General features: G+C 62.0%; 15 protein-coding genes. 6 read left to right on the top strand and 9 right to left on the bottom strand.

Going from position 1 to position 20,615, the window contains the following annotated elements:
- Nucleotides 1-6 precede the first annotated feature (6 nt).
- Both ABID19_RS18430 and ABID19_RS18425 read left to right on the top strand, forming a co-directional pair.
- Nucleotides 7-798 carry an ATP12 family chaperone protein gene (locus ABID19_RS18430; RefSeq protein WP_354492396.1) on the top strand — a complete coding sequence of 264 codons (792 nt, stop codon included), beginning with the start codon at nucleotides 7-9 and terminating at the stop codon, nucleotides 796-798.
- Between the two features lie 271 nt (nucleotides 799-1,069).
- Nucleotides 1,070-2,956, top strand: coding sequence for an MFS transporter (locus tag ABID19_RS18425; protein ID WP_354492395.1), 1,887 nt, complete (start codon nucleotides 1,070-1,072; stop codon nucleotides 2,954-2,956).
- Nucleotides 2,957-3,044: 88 nt separating this feature from the next.
- On the opposite strand, the gene ABID19_RS18420 is transcribed toward ABID19_RS18425, so the two are convergent.
- Entirely contained in the window at nucleotides 3,045-3,239 is a 195-nt protein-coding gene (locus ABID19_RS18420; protein ID WP_354492394.1) for a DUF2735 domain-containing protein, read from the bottom strand.
- 316 nt (nucleotides 3,240-3,555) lie between these two features.
- Here ABID19_RS18420 and ABID19_RS18415 point away from each other — a divergent pair, with 316 nt between their 5' ends.
- Nucleotides 3,556-4,596, top strand: a complete 1,041-nt coding sequence (locus ABID19_RS18415) for a glutamine synthetase beta-grasp domain-containing protein (RefSeq protein ID WP_354492393.1) — start codon at nucleotides 3,556-3,558, stop codon at nucleotides 4,594-4,596.
- 214 nt (nucleotides 4,597-4,810) lie between these two features.
- On the opposite strand, the gene ABID19_RS18410 is transcribed toward ABID19_RS18415, so the two are convergent.
- From ABID19_RS18410 to ABID19_RS18390, 5 genes are all read right to left on the bottom strand, one after another.
- Nucleotides 4,811-7,993, bottom strand: a complete 3,183-nt coding sequence (locus tag ABID19_RS18410) for an efflux RND transporter permease subunit (RefSeq protein ID WP_354492392.1) — start codon at nucleotides 7,991-7,993, stop codon at nucleotides 4,811-4,813.
- Nucleotides 7,990-9,099, bottom strand: coding sequence for an efflux RND transporter periplasmic adaptor subunit (locus ABID19_RS18405; protein WP_435528742.1), 1,110 nt, complete (start codon nucleotides 9,097-9,099; stop codon nucleotides 7,990-7,992). The genes ABID19_RS18410 and ABID19_RS18405 overlap by 4 nt, the downstream gene beginning before the upstream one ends.
- Before the next feature lie 309 nt (nucleotides 9,100-9,408).
- Complete coding sequence (locus ABID19_RS18400; protein ID WP_354492390.1) at nucleotides 9,409-9,672, bottom strand: helix-turn-helix domain-containing protein; 264 nt, start codon at nucleotides 9,670-9,672, stop codon at nucleotides 9,409-9,411.
- A 118-nt stretch (nucleotides 9,673-9,790) separates the two neighbouring features.
- The gene (gene glnA, locus ABID19_RS18395; protein WP_023799265.1) at nucleotides 9,791-11,200 is read right to left on the bottom strand and encodes a type I glutamate--ammonia ligase; all 1,410 of its coding nucleotides are present in this window, start codon (nucleotides 11,198-11,200) and stop codon (nucleotides 9,791-9,793) included.
- Nucleotides 11,201-11,254: 54 nt separating this feature from the next.
- Complete coding sequence (locus tag ABID19_RS18390) at nucleotides 11,255-11,593, bottom strand: P-II family nitrogen regulator (RefSeq protein ID WP_006205430.1); 339 nt, start codon at nucleotides 11,591-11,593, stop codon at nucleotides 11,255-11,257.
- Between the two features lie 402 nt (nucleotides 11,594-11,995).
- Between ABID19_RS18390 and ABID19_RS18385 the strand changes: the two genes are divergently transcribed.
- Entirely contained in the window at nucleotides 11,996-13,525 is a 1,530-nt protein-coding gene (locus ABID19_RS18385) for an NAD(P)H-hydrate dehydratase (protein WP_354492389.1), read from the top strand.
- The gene (locus tag ABID19_RS18380; protein ID WP_354492388.1) at nucleotides 13,522-15,525 is read left to right on the top strand and encodes a hypothetical protein; all 2,004 of its coding nucleotides are present in this window, start codon (nucleotides 13,522-13,524) and stop codon (nucleotides 15,523-15,525) included. Before ABID19_RS18385 ends, ABID19_RS18380 begins: the two co-directional genes overlap by 4 nt.
- A gap of 36 nt (nucleotides 15,526-15,561) precedes the next feature.
- On the opposite strand, the gene ABID19_RS18375 is transcribed toward ABID19_RS18380, so the two are convergent.
- A complete protein-coding gene (locus ABID19_RS18375) occupies nucleotides 15,562-17,094 on the bottom strand; it encodes an acyl-CoA carboxylase subunit beta (RefSeq protein WP_354492387.1) in 1,533 nt (510 codons plus the stop codon).
- A gap of 390 nt (nucleotides 17,095-17,484) precedes the next feature.
- Here ABID19_RS18375 and ABID19_RS18370 point away from each other — a divergent pair, with 390 nt between their 5' ends.
- Entirely contained in the window at nucleotides 17,485-18,915 is a 1,431-nt protein-coding gene (locus ABID19_RS18370) for a DEAD/DEAH box helicase (protein WP_354492386.1), read from the top strand.
- Nucleotides 18,916-19,010: 95 nt separating this feature from the next.
- On the opposite strand, the gene ABID19_RS18365 is transcribed toward ABID19_RS18370, so the two are convergent.
- Nucleotides 19,011-19,484, bottom strand: coding sequence for a nucleoside deaminase (locus ABID19_RS18365; protein ID WP_354492385.1), 474 nt, complete (start codon nucleotides 19,482-19,484; stop codon nucleotides 19,011-19,013).
- 137 nt (nucleotides 19,485-19,621) lie between these two features.
- The gene (locus ABID19_RS18360) at nucleotides 19,622-20,596 is read right to left on the bottom strand and encodes an alpha/beta hydrolase (RefSeq protein ID WP_354492384.1); all 975 of its coding nucleotides are present in this window, start codon (nucleotides 20,594-20,596) and stop codon (nucleotides 19,622-19,624) included.
- Nucleotides 20,597-20,615 lie beyond the last annotated feature (19 nt).

The following is a 20,615-nucleotide window of genomic DNA, read 5'->3' as shown; positions in this document are numbered from 1 at the left end:
TCCGGCATGCGCGATATTCTCAACGACCTCGAAGCGGGAAAGCAGCTTTCCGATCCGGATCCGGTGCGTCGCGCCCAAATCCAGATGAAGACGCACCTGCCGAAACGGTTCTACAAAGCCGTATCGGTTGCGCCGGCCGAGAATGGTTTTGCCGTTCATCTCGATGGCAAGCCGGTCCGCACGCCGGGCAAGGCGCTGCTGGTGCTGCCGACCGAAAAAGCGGCCGCTCTGGTCGCCGACGAGTTCGCTGCGCAAGGTGAGACCATCGACCCGGTGACGATGCCGGTCATGCGTCTGGTCAATACGGCCATCGACGGCGTCGCCAGCGATCCGCAAGCGGTGCTGGAGGACATCCTGCGCTTCGCCTCGTCCGATCTGCTCTGCTATCGCGCCGAGACCCCACAAGGGCTTGTCGACCGGCAGAACCAACATTGGGATCCCATCATCGACTGGGCACGGAGCGCGCTCGGCGCCCGATTTCATCTCGCCGAAGGGGTGATCCATGTCGAGCAGCCGCGTGAGAGCATCGCGGTGCTTGGTGTTCATCTTGCCCAGCGTGCCGACCCGCTACGGCTGGCGGCCATCCACGTCATGACGTCGCTGACGGGATCGGCCCTGCTGGCGCTGGCCGTCGATTTCGGCGAGATCGACGGCGAAGCAGCCTGGACTGCCGGCCATGTCGACGAGGACTGGCAGGCCGAGCACTGGGGCCATGACGCGGAAGCTGTCGCCCGCCGCTCGGCCCGCAAGCGCGACATGATGGCCACCGTCGGCCTGCTCGAGGCGCTCAAGGCCTGACCGCAAATCGCCGTCCGCACGTTAGAGCGACGTGCGTCCAGTTGGACGCACAAAGTACGCTCTAACACTTTGAATCTATGCATCGTGCTTTCCGAAGATCAATTCCGATCTTCGGGCCGATGCATTGAACCAAAGTCATAATCCCAAAGGCGGGCTGCCTCTGGGCGGCGCTTTCTGTCATTTCTCGCGGCGATAGCTGCCCGAGTTCGTGTCCAGAGGCACGACACCGCGCAGCATCAAGCACAGCGAGATATCACGGGAGGACGAATTCATGGTAATGGCAGCGACCGCCGGCAGAGCAAGCCGCGGCATGACGCGGGAAGAGAAGAAAGTCATCTTCGCTTCCTCACTCGGCACCGTTTTCGAATGGTATGATTTCTATCTCTATGGCGCGTTGGCGGCCGCGATCGGTGCGACATTCTTCGCCTCTTATCCAGAGGCGACGCGCAACATTTTTACGCTGCTGGTTTTCGCCGCCGGCTTCCTCGTACGCCCGTTCGGCGCGCTGGTGTTCGGCCGCATCGGCGATCTGGTCGGCCGCAAATACACGTTCCTTGTCACCATCCTGATCATGGGCCTTTCGACTTTCCTGGTCGGCCTGCTGCCGGGTTCGGCGAGCTGGGGCATTGCGGCGCCCATTATCCTGATTGCGCTGCGCATGCTGCAGGGCCTGGCGCTCGGTGGTGAATATGGTGGCGCGGCGACTTATGTGGCCGAGCATGCGCCCGACGACCGCCGTGGCTTCTACACGTCGTGGATCCAGACGACGGCGACGCTCGGCCTGTTCCTGTCGCTGATCGTCATCCTGATCGTGCAGAATTCGCTGAGCAAGGAGGATTTCGCGGCCTGGGGCTGGCGTATTCCATTCCTGCTGTCAGCCATCCTGCTCGGCATATCGGTCTGGATTCGCCTGTCACTTGCCGAATCGCCGACCTTCCAGCGCATGAAGGACGAGGGTAAGGGCTCCAAGGCACCGCTGACGGAAGCCTTCGGACAGTGGAAGAATGCCAAGATCGCACTGCTCGCGCTGCTCGGCCTCACCGCCGGCCAGGCTGTGGTCTGGTACAACGGCCAGTTCTACGCGCTGTTCTTCTTGGCGAATGTGCTCAAGGTCGATCCTCAGTCGGTCAACATCATGATTGCCATCGCTCTGGCGCTCGGCACGATCTTCTTCGTCGTGTTCGGCTGGCTCTCCGACAAGATTGGCCGCAAGCCGATCATCATGGCGGGCCTGGCGCTGGCGATCGTCACCACCTTCCCGCTGTTCAAGGCGTTGACCTGGGCAGCCAACCCGGCGCTAGCCACCGCGCAGCAAAACACCCGTGCCACGATTACCGCTGCGCCTGGCGACTGCAAGTTCCAGTTCAATACGACCGGCACGCGCAAGCCTCTCACATCGTGCGATATTGCGACGGACTTCCTTGCCAAGAGCTCGGTGCCCTATGACATTGTCACAACAGCGGCACCGGGGACCGCGGCCAGTGTCAAGATCGGCAACGCAACGGTGACGTCCTATGACGCCGTGGCAGCCGCAGACAAGGCAACGTCAAGCGACGCTGCGTTCAAGAAGGCAATCAACATCGCGTTGCAGGACGGCGGCTATCCGCTCAAGCGTGCTGCGGCCAAGGTCGCCGACCAGAAGCTTGACGCCTTCGCCGTGGCCAATCCGGAACTGAAGCTCGACGCCGCCGCCATCCGCGCCGGCGACAAGACGACGGTTCCGGCCGACCAGGCGATCAAGGACAAGCTGCTGACGGCCGACGAGACCGCGGGAGCGCCCGAGATCACCGTCTACACCGTCCCGGAGGCCGGTGCCTTTGCGATGTTTGCCGACCCTGAACAGGTCAGTTGGGCAAAGGTCATCGGCATCCTGTTCATCCTGGTCCTTTACGTGACCATGGTCTACGGACCGATTGCCGCGATCCTGGTCGAGATGTTCCCAACCCGCATCCGCTATACCGGCATGTCTTTGCCCTATCACATTGGCAATGGCTGGTTCGGTGGCCTGCTGCCAGCAACGGTGTTCGCGCTCAGCGCCTACAAGGGCGATATCTATTACGGTCTCTGGTATCCGGTGGTGATCGCGGCGATGTCGTTGATCATCGGTATGGTCTTCGTCAGGGATACGCTGGGAACGGACCTGCACGCCAAGAGCTGATCCTGGCCTGATAGCAACAATGCAAAGCCCGGCGCGAGCGATCGCGCCGGGCTTTGCAATTCGTCAGAAGCGATGCGGAAGGAAGGGCCTAGCTCTTCCGGTCCTGTTTCTCTTCATCGATGGCCGCTTCGTGATACCAGCCGCTTCCGAAATCCGTACGGTTGCGCAATGAAGCAAGTTCTGCCGCGAACTTAGCCTTTCCGCTTAAATTTGAGGCAGAAGCGCGCGCTGCCACCGGGAACATCAGGATTTTGGCCGACTGACGAGCAGGAGTGATTTCCATTGTCGGTCTCCTTTCTTCTGCAGAGCCTTGCCGATTCAATCTTTCCTAAAGATAGGTTATGCAACCGAGTTAGGCAATATGATTACAAAAAGAACAGTAAATGCCTATTATTTAGGCGAAATATGCTTGTGATTGATCCGGACGCATTGCGGTGACGGCACGACGAGTTTGTTGGGTGCGGCTTCAGTTTTGTCGCATCCTTTGCCGGCGAGAATGGCACACGAATTGCTTTTTAATAATCCGGCAGGTCGGCTGCAGGGTGGCTGGCACGCCGGCGCCGTCCAGGGTTCGGTGATCAAAGCAACGAGAGGCTAGAATGACGAAATACAAGCTCGAGTACATTTGGCTCGATGGATACACCCCGGTTCCCAACCTTCGCGGAAAGACACAGATCAAGGAATATGCCGAGTTCCCGACGCTCGACCAGCTTCCGCTGTGGGGCTTCGACGGTTCTTCGACCATGCAGGCCGAGGGCCATTCGTCCGACTGCGTGCTGAAGCCGGTCGCCATCTATCCGGATCCCGCGCGCACCAACGGCGTGCTCGTCATGTGCGAAGTCATGATGCCGGATGGCGTGACGCCGCATGTTTCCAACAAGCGCGCCACCATCCTCGATGACGAGGGCGCCTGGTTCGGCTTCGAGCAGGAGTATTTCTTCTACAAGGATGGCCGGCCGCTCGGCTTCCCCGAAAGCGGCTACCCGGCGCCTCAGGGCCCGTACTATACCGGCGTCGGCTACAGCAACGTCGGCAGCGTCGCCAGGCAGATCGTCGAGGAGCATCTCGACCTTTGCCTCGCTGCCGGCATCAACCATGAAGGCATCAACGCCGAGGTGGCCAAAGGACAGTGGGAATTCCAGATCTTCGGCAAGGGCTCCAAGAAGGCCGCCGACCAGATGTGGATGGCCCGCTATCTGATGCAGCGCCTCACCGAGAAATACGGCATCGACATCGAATACCACTGCAAGCCGCTCGGCGACACCGACTGGAACGGTTCCGGCATGCACGCCAATTTCTCGACTGCCTATATGCGCGAAGTTGGTGGCAAGGCCTATTTCGAAGCTCTGATGGCTGCCTTCGACAAGAACCTGATGGATCATATCGCCGTCTACGGGCCGGATAACGACAAGCGTTTGACCGGCAAGCACGAGACCGCGCCATGGAACAAGTTCAGCTATGGCATCGCCGATCGCGGCGCCTCGATCCGCGTGCCGCATTCCTTCGTCAACAATGGCTACAAGGGCTATCTGGAAGATCGCCGCCCGAACTCGCAGGGCGACCCCTACCAGATCGCTTCGCAGATCCTGAAGACGATTGCCTCCGTCCCGACCAGCGCCGAGGTTTCGGCCGCCGCTTGATCATGCAGTCACAGCGTAGACTTCGTGTCTGCGCTGTGTCTCGCTCTCGTCGCGTCGGCGTTTTGCCAAGGCGACTACTGTCGCTTGGCAGTTAATTGTAAGAATGCGCTCGTTTCGCTCATTTTGGCAGTTAATTATGAGAATGATCGACATGAGAGTCTCAAATTAACTGCCAAGCGATACCGTCGGTCCACTTTCAGCCTGAACTCGGCCTCTACTCGGCTGCGCCGCTCTCGGAAGCCAAGGTCGGGCCGGCTTCAGGCCGCCTGCGCCGGAATGTCCTGCGCAGAGCAACGTAGAAGACCGGCGTCAGGAAGAGGCCGAACAACGTCACGCCCAGCATGCCGGAGAACACGGCCGTGCCGAGCGATTGGCGCATTTCCGCGCCAGGCCCGCTGGCGATCACTAGCGGCACCACGCCCAGGATGAAGGCGAATGCCGTCATCAGGATCGGCCGCAGCCGCAGCCGGCAGGCCTCGACAGCCGCCTCGACGGCGTCAAGGCCGCGCTCCTCACCTTGGCGCGCGAACTCGACGATCAGGATCGCGTTCTTCGCCGCCAGGCCGATGAGCACGATCAGCCCGATCTGCACGAGAATGTTGTTGTCGAGACCGCGGAAGGCGACGCCCAAGAGGGCGGCCAGCACGCTGAGCGGGACGATAAGCACGATCGCGAATGGCGTAATCCAGCTTTCGTATAGCGCGGCGAGCACCAGAAAGACGAACAGAACCGACAGGCCGAAGATGAACACCGCCGTGTTGCCGGTCTGTCGCTCCTGGAAGGCGAGTTCAGTCCATTCGAAGGAAGTGCCCTGCGGCAGCGATTCGGCTGCGATCCCCTCCATCAGGTCGAGCGCCGTGCCCGTGGCGACACCCGGCGCTGCATTGCCCTGAAGCGGCACGGAGACATACATGTTGTAGCGTTGCACGAGCGAGGGACCGGTGACGTCGCGGATCTCGACCAGTGTGCCGAGCGGCACCAGGTCGCCGGCCGCCGAGCGCACCTTCAGCTTCAATATGTCGTCGCGATCGATGCGGAAAGCCTGGTCGGCTTGCGCCCGCACCTGGTAGACGCGACCGAATGCATTGAAATCGTTGACATAGGCGGTGCCTAGATTGATCGACAGCGTCTCGAAGATGTTGGGGATCGGCACGTTCAGCATGCGCGCCTTGTCGCGGTCGATCGCCAGGAAGAATTGCGGGCTGGAGGCCGAGAAGGTGGTGAAGACGCCCGTCAACCCGGGCGTCTGGTTGGCCTTGCCGGCGATTTCGTTGGCCAGCGCCAGAATCGGCCGCATGTCGGCGCTGTTGCGCTCCTGGAGCATCATCTTGAAGCCGCCGGAGTTGCCGATGCCCCGCACTGGCGGCGGCGGCAGCGCGATGATGAAGGCCTCCTGGATGCTTTGCAGGCTGCCAAACAGCGTGCCGATGATCTTGTCGGAAGTATCGCCGCTCTCGAGCCGTTCCTCGAAGCTCTTGAATGGCGCGAAGATCACGCCGGAATTGCTGGCGTTGGTGAATGTCGCGCCGTTGAATCCTGCGAAGGCGACGGCATTGGCGACACCCGGCGTCTCGCGGATGATATCCGACGCCTTCTGGATGATTGCGTCCGTTCGGGCGAGCGACGAGCCCTCCGGCAATTGCACGACGACAATCGCATAACCTTGGTCCATGTTCGGGATGAAGCCGCGCGGCACCGTCTGCAGCATGTGATAGGTCGCGTAGAGCAGGCCTGCGAAGACGAGCAGCATGGCGGCAAGCGCCAGAGTCGTGCCGACCAGTCTGTGCACCAGCCACGCATAGCCGTCCGCCATCCTGTCGAACCCGTTGTTGAACCCGTTCGCCAGAGCGCGGCCGAACCTTGCCAGGAAGAAGTTCGAATGTTCCTCGGTGTGCGGCTTGAAAAGCACGCCAGCGAGAGCCGGCGAAAGCGTCAGTGAGTTGAATGCGGAGATCGCGGTGGAGACCGCGATGGTGATGGCGAACTGCAAGTAGAACTGGCCGGAAATCCCGGGAATGAAGGCCGCCGGAACGAAGACGGAGATCAGCACCAGCGAGATCGCGAGGACCGCGTTTCCCACTTCATCCATGGTCTTGTGCGCAGCGGCGCGCGGAGCGAGCCCCAGCCGGATGTTCCGCTCGATATTTTCCACAACCACGATGGCGTCGTCGACAACGATGCCGACCGCCAGCACCAGCCCGAACAGAGTGAGCATGTTGAGCGAGAAGCCGAAGGCTAGCAACACGGCAAGCGTGCCGATCAGCGAGACCGGTATCGCCACGATCGGCACGATCGCCATGCGCCACGACTGCAGGAATACGATGATGACGATCACCACCAGCAGGATCGCCTCGGCGATGGTGACATAGACCTCGTTGATAGATTCGGCGATGAACTCGGTCGGATTGTAGATGATCTCGTAGGCCAGCCCCTTCGGGAAATCCTCCGAAAGCGCCGCGATGGTCTCCTGGATTTCTTCCGCCGAGGCCAAGGCATTGGTGCCCGGCCGCTGGAAGATGCCGAGCGCCACCGCCGCCTTGTTGTTGAGATAGGAATTGGTGACGTAGTCCCTGGCGCCGAGCTCTATGCGCGCCACGTCCTGCAGGGAGATCAAGCGGCCGTCCTCGGTCGACTTGACTATGACATAGCGGAAGTCGCGCGCGTCTTCGAAGCGCCCTTGCGTGGTGACCGTATACTGGAAGGCCGAGCCGTCGCCAATCGGCGGCGCGCCGATCGAGCCACCCGACACCTGGACGTTCTGGTCGCGCAGCGCCTGGACTACGTCGCCTGCGGTCATGCCGTAGGCGGACAGCTTTTCCGGGTCGAGCCAGACGCGCAGCGAATATTCGCGCTCGCCGAAGATCTGCACGTCGCCGACGCCGTCCAGTCTCAGCAGGACGTCGCGCACGCGCGAACGCGCATAATTGGAGACGTAGAGCTGATCATATGTGTCGTCGGGCGACAGCATATGGATGACCATCATCAGGTCGGGCGAACTTTTCGCCGTGGTGATGCCGAGCCGGCGCACCTCTTCCGGCAGGCGCGCTTCGGCGATCGAGACGCGGTTCTGGACCAGCACCTGCGCCGCGTCGAGATCGGTGCCGGGGCGGAAGGTGATGGTGAGCGACATCGAGCCTTCGCCGGAGGAATAGGACGACATGTAGAGCATGTGCTCGACGCCGTTGATTTCCTGTTCGATCGGCGTCGCCACGGTCGCGGCGACCGTCTCGGCGTCGGCGCCCGGATAGGAGGCGCGCACCACGATGGTCGGTGGCGCGATTTCGGGATATTGCGCGACCGGAAGCTGCGTATAGGCGATGCCGCCGACGAGCACGAGCACGATCGAAAGCACCACCGCGAAGATCGGGCGGTTGACGAAGAAATGGGCGAAGTTCATTGCGTCTGCCCTTCGGCTTCAACCTTGGGCGGCAATGTGGTCATCTCGGGCTTGACGGTGACGCCCGGCCGCACTCGCACCAGCCCGTTGGTTACCACGGTCTCTTCGCCGGTGAGGCCCTCGCGGATAACGCGATAGCCGTCGATGCGCGGGCCGGTGCGAACCGGCTTGGCCGAGATCAGGCCTGCCTCGTCGACAACGAAGACGATGCGGCGGTTCTGGTCGGCGCCGATCGCATCGTCAGGCAGAAGCACGCCCGGATGCGGCAGCGAGGCGGGCACGTTGATGCGGCCGAACATGCCCGGCTGCAGCACGCCGTCCTTGTTGTCGAAGCGCGCCCTGACCCGCATTGTGCCGGTAGCTTCGTCCAGACGGTTCTCGGCGAAGTCGAGCTTGCCCTTGAACGTTGCTTCATCACGGTCGGCGACACGGACGACAACATCGACGCCGCCGGCGCCCTCCTGCATGACGCCGCCGCGCTCGCGGGCGTCGCGCGCATAAGCGAAGTAGGACCGCTCATCGATGTCGAAATAGAAGTCGATCGGGTCGATCGAGACGATGGTGGTCAGCACGGTCTGGTCGGCCTGCACCAGATTGCCCGGCGAGACGAGCCGGCGGTTGACCCGGCCGGCAAATGGCGCCTTGATCTCGGTGAATTCGAGATCGAGACTTGCGTTTTCAAGTGCCGCCTCCGCGCCGTCCAGTTGCGCTTGGGCGGCGAGATATTCGCGGCGGCGGTCGTCCAGTGTCGAAACCGGTATGTTGCCTTCGCGCGACAGGGTCTCGGCGCGCTCAAACTGCATCTTGCTGAATTCGACCAGGGTCTTGGCCGAGTCGACCTGCGCCTGCGCCTGGTTCAGCGCCGCCTTGAACGGCCGCTGGTCGATGGTGAACAGGAGGTCGCCCTGCTTGACCAGCGTACCGTCCTGGAAATGGACCTGGTCGAGATAGCCGCCGACGCGGGAGCGCAGCGAAACCTGGTCGACGGCTTCGAAACGGCCGACGAACTCATCGTCCTCGACGATATCGCGCACCACCGGCTTGGCTACCGTGACGACGGGCGCGGGAGGCGCTTCCTGCGCCTGTGCGGCCGGGGCCGCGAGCAAGCTGATCGCCGCGAAGGCCACGGCGGCGAGCCATTTTACAGCGACGTTTCTACTTGAGGGGGCGGCCAGAGAATCGTGGCGGAGGCGTGCAGTATGAACCATGGTTACCCCTCGTAATCGGCTCTTCATGCGAAGTCCGTAACATCTAGGCAGCGGGTGTGCCGCACAAGTCAATTTTTTGAACTGACCATCACAACCGACAGCTTGCCTTGGAACAAACATCGAACATCATCAACGTTGACAAGGAAGCGGCTACGCGGGGAGCGCGAACGCACATCTCGCGTGCGTAGGCATCGCCATGCGCTCGAGCTAAAGCGGATCTGACAAGCCATTGCGATTCCCGTCAAGCGTACGGTGTCCCTCCGCCCGCCCGCGTTTGCGATCCACCAGCGACAAGACCGTCCCGCCTGTACGGAACAGTTTGATCAGCCGGTACGCTGTCGCCTGGCTAAGACCGAGCTCGGCCGCGAGCCCTGCAACATCTCCGGTTGTCGTGCTGCCGGTCCGGCGCTTGAGGAAGTCACGGATCGCATCCGCCCGCCGGCACGCTTCATCCCAAAGCGCCTTCGTCAACCTCGTTGGGGAGTGGATCGCTCTTTGGGAGGCCAATTGCTCGATTGAGCTTTCTCCAGCCCAAACAAAAACCGCCGGATCGCTCCGGCGGGTTTTTGTTTATCGTTAGCTCGTCCGATCAGACCGAATAATACATGTCGTACTCGACCGGATGCGGGGTCATTTCGAAGCGCATCACTTCGGCCATCTTGAGCTCGATGTAGCTGTCGATCTGGTCGTCGTCGAAGACGCCGCCGGCCTTCAGGAAGCCGCGGTCCTTGTCGAGGCTCTGCAGGGCTTCGCGCAGCGAGCCGCAGACGGTCGGGATCTTCTTCAGTTCCTTCGGCGGCAGGTCGTAGAGATCCTTGTCCATCGGCTGGCCGGGATGGATCTTGTTCTTGATGCCGTCGAGGCCGGCCATCAGCATGGCGGCAAAGGCGAGGTAGGGGTTCGCGCCCGGGTCGGGGAAGCGGACCTCGACGCGCTTGGACTTCGGCGACGAGCCGAATGGGATGCGGCAGGAGGCGGAGCGGTTGCGGGCCGAATAGGCGAGCAGCACCGGCGCTTCATAGCCGGGCACCAGGCGCTTGTAGGAGTTGGTCAGCGGATTGGTGAAGGCGTTAATCGCTTTGGCATGCTTGATGATGCCGCCGATGTAAAACAGGCAGCTCTCCGAGAGGCCGGCATATTCATTGCCGGCGAAGGTCGGCTTGCCGCCCTTCCAGATCGACTGGTGGACGTGCATGCCGGAGCCGTTGTCGCCGAAGACCGGCTTCGGCATGAAGGTGGCCGTCTTGCCATAGGCATTGGCGACCTGGTGCACGACGTACTTGTAGATCAGCATCTTGTCGGCGTTGCGGACCAGCGTATCAAACTTGATGCCGAGTTCGTGCTGGGCAGCGGCCACTTCGTGGTGATGCTTTTCGACGCGCACGCCCATTTCGGCGAGCACGGTCAGCATCTCCGAGCGCATGTCCTGCGCAGAGTCGATCGGCGGCACCGGGAAATAGCCGCCCTTGATGCGCGGACGATGACCGAGATTGCCCGTTTCATAGTCGGTGTCGTCGTTGGACGGCAATTCGGTGGAGTCGAGCTTGAAGCCGGTGTTGTACGGGTCGGCCTTGTACTTGACGTCGTCAAAGACGAAGAACTCGGCTTCCGGGCCGACGAAGATCTGATCGCCGATGCCTTCCGCCTTCATGTAGGCTTCGGCCTTCTTGGCGGTGCCGCGCGGGTCGCGGTTGTAGGATTCCCCGGAGATCGGATCGAGGATGTCGCACAGGATGACCATCGTCGACTGGGCGAAGAACGGGTCCATGTGCACCGTCTCGGTGTCGGGCATCAGCACCATGTCGGACTCGTTGATCGCCTTCCAGCCGGCGATGGAGGACCCGTCGAACATGACGCCGTCGGCAAACATGTCTTCCTCGACCTCAACGACATCCATCGTCACGTGCTGCAGCTTGCCCTTCGGATCTGTGAAGCGCAGGTCAACGAATTTCACATCGTTGTCCTTGATCTGCTTCATGATGTCTTTGGCTGTCGTCATGTCATGTTTCCCTGTCTGATGACGTTTCGAGGAAATGATCTGAAATCAGAAACCTCAGACCGCGTCCATCCCTGTTTCGCCGGTGCGGATGCGCACGACTTCCTCGATGTTGGAGACGAAGATCTTGCCGTCGCCGATGCGACCGGTCTGAGCGGCTTTGCGGATGGCTTCGATCGCGCCTTCGACCGCGTCGTCACCGAGCACGACTTCGATTTTCACCTTTGGCAGAAAATCGACGACATATTCGGCGCCGCGATAGAGTTCGGTATGGCCCTTCTGGCGGCCAAAACCCTTGGCCTCCGTAACGGTTATGCCTTGCAGCCCGGCCTCCTGAAGCGCTTCCTTCACTTCGTCTAGCTTGAACGGCTTGATGATCGCTTCGATCTTTTTCATGTAAAAAGTGGCCTCCACTGCCAAAAAGACGGGTTGTGAGCCCCGCTTGCGCCTCCTTCAAGCACGAACTGTGCCAATTTGAGGGGATTCGAAGCGGTATTACGCGATTTCGGTGCCATGCCGCGTCAGGATGTGATTTCGCGTCATTCGCTGCGTTGGATGCGTCATGGATATTGGGAACCTACACATTGTCGGCGCTTCCGTCTGCACAATAATTGAGCAGATCGGACACATCGCAGGCAAATTCTGTATCGGCGGCGTCATTGTCCCCAACGAAGTGCTTATAGATTGCGCCATCTCGGCGCCCGTTTGCTTTAGAGCCGAAAACTGGACAATCTTTGAACACAAGCACCGGGGTTTGAACACAGGGATCAGGCCTGAGCCAATGCGGATCGGCAGTCCATGAACAACGAGCTTTTGTCTCCGGCCGAGATGACCGAGGCCGACCGGCTGGCGATCGCCACCGGACCACGCGACGGCATCGGCCTGATGCGCAGTGCAGGGGCCGCGGTCGCTGCGGTGGTGCTCGCCCATTTCCCGGCTGCCAGACGGGTCCACGTCCTGTGCGGTCCCGGCAACAACGGCGGCGACGGCTACGTCGTCGCCAAATTGCTGCATGACAGCGGCGTCGACGTAGCCGCGTGGGCGTCCGGCTCACCTAGGCCTGGCAGCGACGCGGCGCTCGCTGCTTCGGAGTGCCCGGTCAGGCCTCGGCCGCTGTCGGCGTTTATTGCCGAGGCAGGTTCGATCGTGGTCGACGCGCTCTATGGGGCAGGGCTGTCCAAGCCGCTGTCCGGTGATGCCGCCAGGGCGGTCGAGGTCGCGACAGAACTGAACCTGCCTGTCGTCGCGGTCGATCTCCCCTCGGGCGTGTCAGGCGAGAGCGGCCAGAGTCTCGGGCAGGCATTCCGCGCCCGAATCACGGTGACGTTCGCGCGAAAAAAGCCTGGCCATCTGCTGTTGCCTGGGCGCGAAATGTGCGGCGAGCTGGTGCTTGCCGACATCGGCATCGGCGACGGCATCATTGCGCAGCTTGAACCGCGAACCTTCGAGAACACCCCGCTGCTTTGGATAGGGAATTTCCCGGTTCCAGCCGTCGACGCCCATAAGTACAAGCGCGGCCATGTCGGCGTTTTTTCCGGCGGGCCATCGGCGACGGGCGCCGCACGGCTGTCGGCGCTTGCCGCGGCCAGAAGCGGGGCAGGGGCGGTGACCGTGCTATCGCCGGCGAACGCCATGCAGGTTAACGCCGCGCATCTGACCTCGATCATGCTGCATAAGGCCGACACAATCGCGGACGTGAAGGAATTCATCGGCCACCGGCCGTCGGCTTTTGTCCTCGGACCCGGATTTGGCGTTGGTGAAAAAACACGGGATTTTGCTCTCGGCGTGCTGGCCACCGAGCAGCGGCCAGACGGAAAGGTCGACGGGCTGGTGCTCGATGCCGATGGCATCACATCGTTTCGCGATGCGCCGAACGCTTTGTTCGAAGCCGCCCGTCGTTCGAACGCGCCGGCGCTGGTGCTGACGCCGCATGAGGGCGAATTCGCCAGGCTGTTTCCGGACATCGCCGGAGACAACAACCTTTCCAAGCTGGCCAAGGCGCGCACTGCCGCCGAGCGCGCCGGCGCCATCGTCGTCTACAAGGGCGCGGACACCGTGATCGCGACGCCCGATGGTAGAGCGGCAATCAACGGCAATGGCGCACCATGGCTGGCCACCGCCGGGTCGGGCGACGTGCTGGCGGGCATCATTGCCGGCCTCCTGGCGCAAACTATGCCGGCTTTCGAAGCCGCTTGCGCGGCGGTCTGGATCCATGCCGAGGCCGGCAGCCGTTTCGGACCTGGGCTGATCGCCGAAGACTTGCCGCTGGCGCTGCTGCCGGTGCTGCGCGAGCTTGCAGAAAATCGCAATGGGATGATCGCTGGATGAACCGCTGGCTCGCCTTGATCGCTGTAATTTTCGCCGCCCTCTTCACAGCCAATTTCGCGCGTGCCGAAGGTCCGGTGATCATCGTAGACGATCCGGCCGTGCTTGCGGCCCTCGACAGTAGAGGCTTTGGTTTCGCCGGCATTTTCGGCGTGGATGGCAAGGGCGACCTGAAGACGCTCTATGACAAGGCGCCGGCCTATCACCAGATCGTCGAAACGGTTGCCGGCGATGTCGCTGCGCTGCGGGCCGAGATGAAGGCTGGCGGGCGGCCGCTCTACGAAGTCACCGACGGCAATGTCGGCCGCATCATGGACATGCGCTGGCTGAAGACCGACGCCGCGCGCTTCCGGCTGGTCGGTGTCGTCAACCGGCTCGATCGGCGCGATTTCGCCGAGATGCGGGGTGACGGAAGCTGCGGCGAGGTGCGTTTCATCTATCGCCTTGCCTACAGCTTCAAGAAAAACGGCAAGGTTCTGGCCTCGCGCCTGCCGTTTAATTTCAATGCCATCTACAGCGCCGCGCCGGACGCCGATGGCGGCTGCGTCGGCGTTGCCGGGCGATGGACGCCGCAGCTCGATGAAACCGTCGATACCGGCTGGCTCATCGGCGGGCCGCTTGAAAAGGGCGGGCTGAGCTTCAAGCAGCTCGAGCTCAACGCCCAGGTGGTGCGCTTTCCCTCCGGCCAGGAGACCGAATTCGGCGGACAGGCCGCCTATCTCATGCGGATTTTCGGCATCGACGGCGCCGAAGTCAGCGACAGGCCGCTGGAAAACACGCCTGACGTGGCGCTGCTGTCGGAAGACGCCGCGCTGAAGCAAAGACTCGCCGACTACATCGGCGCCAATCTCACGGCAGTCGATCTCGGCGTCTACGAAATCCCGGATGAATTCCTGGCGAAGAAAATCATCTCTTGGTCGACCTTTGGCAGCGCAAGGCAGGCCAACCACCCATTCACGCCGCTTTTCCAGCCCGCGGATTTTTCTGGGCTAGACTATTCCGCGCTGAGACTGGTGCGCACGCCGGAAGCGCTGGTCGAGCGGCTGGACAATGGCGCCTGCCAAGGTTGCCATCAGGCGGGTTCGACCGCCGGTTTCCATTTCATCGGTCTCGACGACAAGACGACCTCGCCGCTGAACCGCATCGAGGTCGGCATCTCGCCGCATCTTCATGCCGACGTGCCGCGGCGCGAGGCTTGGCTGCGCGCGACCGCCGAAGGCAAGGAGCCGAACCGCTTCCGCCCGCTGTCCTTCGCGCCGCCGGCCGCATGGAAGGACGCTGGCGAGGTCGCTTACGCACCGGCCGAGATGGCGATGCCATGTCTGATGCCGGAGGATGCGGCCCGTTTCGGCACGACTTGGCAATGCGGCGGTGGCACCGTCTGCACGCCGCTGGCGACTGCGTCGGGGCTGCGGACCAAATTGGCGCAGTGCCTGCTGCCCAAGGATAGTAAAAAGATGTTTTCCGGCCATCCATGCCTGACCGGCTCGATCACCAGCAATCCGGCGCAGCCTTTCAACGATCGCTACAGCATATCAGGCCAGTTCGCCGCCTTCGCGACCGACATTTCGCGCACCGCCTATACCTGCCGCCCTCCGAAGATCGGCGTGCCGGCCGGCATCGCCTATCGCGGCTGCGACGACAAGGATCGTGCCTTTGCCGGCTTCAAGCCGGGCAAGCCGATGCCGAACGAGATCTGTGGGCTGGTCGGCGGCAAGAAATTCGACATTTGCGTGGCGACCAACAATTTCGACCAGTGCCTCGGCGGCGCGGTCAATCGCGGCAACCGGCCGGCCTGCTCGGCCGATCATTTCTGCCGCGAGGATTATATGTGCCAGTCGCTACCTCCGGACACGCCGGGCGCCGCTAAGGTGAAAGGCATCGGCTTCTGCTCGCCGACCTATTTCATCTTCCAGATGCGCATCGACAACCACGCGACGCCTTGGGCGGGCGCCGTCCGCGCGACGATGGGAGCTGGGTTCGGAGCGGCGGCAGCAGAGTGAGCTTTTGCTGCAGCCGCCTTCGCGCTGCCAGCGATGTCACAGTGGAATGTTGTCGTGCTTCTTCCAGGGGTTCTGCATATCCTTGTTGCGCAGCATGCGGAGCGCACGCGCAATGCGGCGACGGGTCGAATGCGGCATGATCACCTCGTCGACATAGCCGCGCTCGGCGGCGACGAAAGGCGACAGGAAGCGATCCTCGTAAGCCTTTGTATGCGCTGCGATCTTCTCCACATCGCCGATGTCCTTGCGATAGATGATCTCGACCGCGCCCCTGGCGCCCATGACCGCGATCTGCGCCGTCGGCCAGGCATAATTCATGTCGCCGCGCAGATGCTTTGACGCCATCACGTCATAGGCGCCGCCATAGGCCTTTCGGGTGATGACGGTGATCTTCGGAACCGTCGCTTCGGCATAGGCGAATAAAAGCTTGGCGCCATGCTTGATCAGCCCGCCATATTCCTGTGCGGTGCCGGGCAGGAAGCCTGGAACGTCGACGAAGGTGACGATCGGAATCGAGAAGCAGTCGCAGAAGCGCACGAACCGCGCCGCCTTGCGGCTGGCGTCCGAATCGAGCACTCCGGCCAGTACTATCGGTTGGTTGGCGACGAAGCCGACCGTGCGGCCTTCGACGCGCCCGAAACCGGTGACGATGTTTTTCGCAAAATTCTGCTGGATCTCGAAGAAGTCACCCTCGTCGGCAACTTTAAGGATCAACTCCTTGATGTCATAGGGTTTGTTGGCATTGTCGGGGATCAGCCGGTCGAGCGACAGATCGTGATCGGTGACCGACTGGTAGCATTCGATCTCAGGGATATCAGCCGTGTTGGAGGCCGGCAGCAGATCGACCAGCCGGCGCATCTGCAGCAACGCCTCGACGTCATTGTCGTAAGCGCCGTCGGCGATCGAGGACTTCGTCGTGTGGACTGAGGCGCCACCAAGGCTCTCGGCGGTCACCGTTTCGTTGGTGACCGTCTTCACCACGTCTGGCCCGGTGACGAACATGTAGGAGGTGTCGCGCACCATGAAGATGAAGTCCGTCATGGCAGGCGAATAGACGTCGCCGCCGGCGCAAGGGCCCATGATCAGTGAAATCTGCGGGATGACACCAGAGGCCAGCACATTGCGTTGAAAAATCTCGGCATAGCCGCCGAGTGCCGCCACGCCTTCCTGGATGCGGGCGCCGCCGGCGTCGTAGAGACCGATGATCGGCGCGCGGTTGCGCAGTGCCATCTCCTGCACCTTGACCACCTTTTCGGCGTGGGCCTCGGAGAGCGAGCCGCCGAACACGGTAAAGTCCTTGGCGAAGACATAGACCGGGCGGCCGTTGACGGTACCCCAGCCGGTGACGACGCCGTCGCCGGCGATCTTGGTCTTCTCCATACCGAAATCGGTCGAGCGATGCTCGACATACATGTCGAACTCCTCGAACGAGCCCTCGTCGAGAAAGACGTCGATGCGTTCACGCGCGGTGAGCTTGCCCTTCTTGTGCTGAGCGTCGATACGGGCCTGGCCGCCGCCCATGCGCGCCATGTCGCGGCGGCGCTCGAGTTCCTTCAGCACGTCCTTCATCGGTCGATCCTCAAAACGGAAAGCTGATTTGTGGTAGTCATGGCGGCAAGGGAGCGCAAGCGCCGCTTTTGTCATCGATTTGCTGCGCTGCAACATGATGCCCCTTGCATTCCGCGGCGAACTGGGCCATATGCGGCGACATAGGCGCTTGGGCCGGGAGTCTCCGGCCTTCTCGACGAATGAGACTGGTTGCGTCTGTTTTCCCTCTTTCCGACATATCGGCAAGGCGGTGAAAAAGCCCCGTGGCATGATGCCTGCGGGCACGACAGCGCAGCCGAGTGGACGTTTACGTCCGCCCGCCTTGTCGTTTCATATCAATTTTTTCGACGGCAGGTTGCGCCCTGCCGCCATCGATGTTTGCGGCCACAGGCCGCGTGAAAGAAGACTATTTTGACCAACGAAAACACTTTTGCCGGTAACACGACTTCGACCGGTAACACTGCGGAACTCACCGGTTTCGCAGCGCTTGGAATTTCGGGCGCGCTGCTCAAGGCGACCCATGGCGCCGGCTTTACCGAGCCGAAGCCGATCCAGACCCAGGCGATCCCGCCCCAGATGGAAGGCCGTGACATCTTCGGCATCGCCCAGACCGGCTCCGGCAAGACGGCGGCCTTTGCGCTGCCGATCCTGTCGAAAATCATCGCGCTCGGCACCAAGCGCCGTGCAAAGACCACACGTGCTCTGATCCTGGCGCCGACGCGCGAGCTCGCCGTACAGATCGAAGACACCATCAAGATTCTCGCCAAGGGGGCGCATGTCTCGACCGCGCTCGTGCTCGGCGGCGTCTCACGCTTCAGCCAGGTCAAGAAGGTTGCACCCGGTGTCGACATCCTGATCGCCACGCCGGGCCGCTTGACCGATCTAGTGCGCGAGGGTGACCTTATTCTCTCCGACACCAAATGGCTGGTGCTGGACGAGGGTGACCGCATGCTCGACATGGGCTTCATCAACGACGTCAAGCGCATCGCCAAGGCGACCGCGCCCGACCGTCAGACGGTGCTGTTCTCTGCGACTATGCCGAATGAAATCGCCGAGCTGGCGAAAGGCCTGCTGAAGAATCCGATCCGCGTCGAAGTGGCACCGCAAAGCACCGCGGCGGCCGAGATCGTGCAGGGCGTCGTCTTCGCCCGCACCAAGCAGAAGCGCCAGGTGCTGTCCAAGATGCTCGCCGACGAGGCGATGAAGTCCGTCATCATCTTTTCGCGCACCAAGCATGGCGCCGACAGGGTGACCAAGGACCTCGAGCGCGACGGCTTCAAGGCCGCCGTCATCCACGGCAACAAGTCGCAGAACGCCCGCCAGAAGGCGCTGAACGATTTCCGCGAGGGTTCGGTGCGCATTCTTGTGGCGACCGACATCGCGGCGCGCGGCATCGACGTGCCCGGCATCAGCCACGTGGTCAATTTCGACCTGCCGGACGAGGCGGAGAGCTATGTTCACCGCATCGGCCGCACCGGCCGCAACGGCATGGACGGAATCGCGATCACACTTTGCGATCCGTCCGAGAACAGCAAGCTGCGCCAGGTCGAGCGCATCATCCGCACCAAGCTGCCGATCGTCGCCGACCATCTCGGCAGTCCCGACCCAGTGCGCAATCCGGCTGAAAAGAACGAGCGCTTCGAGCCGGCCAATGACCGCAACGACCACAATGGCCGTCGCGACGGCCGGCGGCCCGGGGGCCAGAACAACGGCTTCGGCAAGAAGCGCTTCGGCGACAAGCCGGCTTTTGCCGGTGAGCGCAAGCCGGAAGGCGCCAAGCCTTTCAAGGGCAACAACAAGCGTCGTTTCGGTGGCAAGCGCCCGGCAGCGCGGGCTGCGTAATCACATAGGTGCACCCGGCCGAGCCTATCGGCTCGGCTGCTCACAATAAAAAAGGCGATCGGAGCGATGCTTCGGTCGCCTTTTTCGCCTGAGGCCTAAACCTTGCCCAGATGCTTTGGCCAGAATTCCTGGTGGACTTCGGCGGCTTCGTCTTCGAGGTTCGTCGGGCCAACTACAGTGACGGCACGCGCGCCGGTCTGCAACACTGCCCGGCTAGGCACATTTAACCCGATCCCAGCAATCTCGCCGAGCCGCGTTTCGGAGCACGCAAACACCATACGCCCAATACCCGACCAGTAGATCGCCCCGGAGCACATCGCGCACGGCTCAGTGCTGGTGTAGAGCGTGCAGTCAGCGAGAAAAGCAGGGTCGTAGTGCTGCGCCGCCAGTTTAACCAAGTTCATCTCGGCGTGATTTGTCATATCGTGGCCGGTGAAGACGCTGTTTTCGGCGCGCAGGATAACTTCGCCGTCCTTTACCAGCACCGAGCCAAATGGTTCGTCGCCGTTTGCCATCGCGGATTTCGAGAGCGCAATCGCCCCGCGCAGAAACGGCTCGTGATTTTCCATGAGAACCCCCGAGAGTTAGAGCGGGATGATCTTCCCTCGGATCGGAGGGATTTCCAAGGGCTGCAAATCAGATTCAAGATCGGTGATCTGCATCGCTGCAACCGTCATCTCCTGGCTCTAGGCAATGAGTGCTGAGGCTAATTCACCACCGCCTCCACCCACACCACAATGCGCTGCGCAAGGAAAGCTGTCGTTGCTGGCGACAGCGCGTCACCGGCAATGACGTGGTTATCCCGATCGCCGGTATCATCGACCGGCACCAGTTCGTGCGCGGCGCCCCAGCGCCCGGCAATTTCACGGGTGCGGTCGGGCCGCACGATCGTGTCCGAATCCGAAAAGATGAACAGGGCAGGGATGGTCGCCTTCTCCACCGGCGCGCCATAGGCAAGCTCGGTCAGCGCCACCATCGGTAACACAGCCGCGACCGGATAGCGGTAGGTCCAGAATTTCTCGTGCAGCGCGTTGCGTGGCACGAAGCTGCGCTCCTTGCCGGCGACCAGCTCGGCGATTGCTCGGCCCCACGGCATGGTCAGAAGTTCGGCGCCGGAAGCCTTGACACCGAAATTCGGAGAGATGAACGCGATTGCCGCCACCCCGTCCGATGCGCCTGGCTGCGTCGCGGCCCAGGCCGCCAGCGAGCCGCCGGTCGAGGTCGCGATGACGATCACCTTGTCGCCGATCGCCCGGCCGATGGCGAGCGCTTCCTCATAATCGTTGATCCAGGCGTTGACGCTGCCTTCGGCCATTGCGGCACCGCCCTGTCCGTGGCCGGTGAGCCGGGTGTAGTAAAGATTGGCATCCAGCTGGTCGGCCACCTCGTCGGGCAGCGGACGAACCTCGCCCTTCGACGCCGAAAAGCCGTGGATATAGACGATCGCGAGCGGCGTCCTGGCACGAACCATCGGGTTGGCCCAGATGATTTCCTTCTCCAGCCCATCGTAAATGTCCGGTAAGGCAGCCTCGTTGCGTGCCAGATAGGCCTGCGGATCGTCGCCGATCGCGGAGGCATTGAAGCGTATCGTGGTGTCGACCGGTACACGCGGGCCAAGCGAGAAAGCGAGGACGAGGATGAGGGCGAGACCCAATATCGCAAGCACGATCCGTCGCCCCATCGCAGACTCCACGCATCAA

Source organism: Mesorhizobium robiniae (assembly GCF_040545535.1).
GTDB classification, from domain to species: Bacteria; Pseudomonadota; Alphaproteobacteria; order Rhizobiales; family Rhizobiaceae; genus Mesorhizobium; species Mesorhizobium robiniae.
The sequence above is the reverse complement of the archived record's forward strand: the minus strand, read 5'-3'. Positions and strand labels throughout refer to the sequence as shown.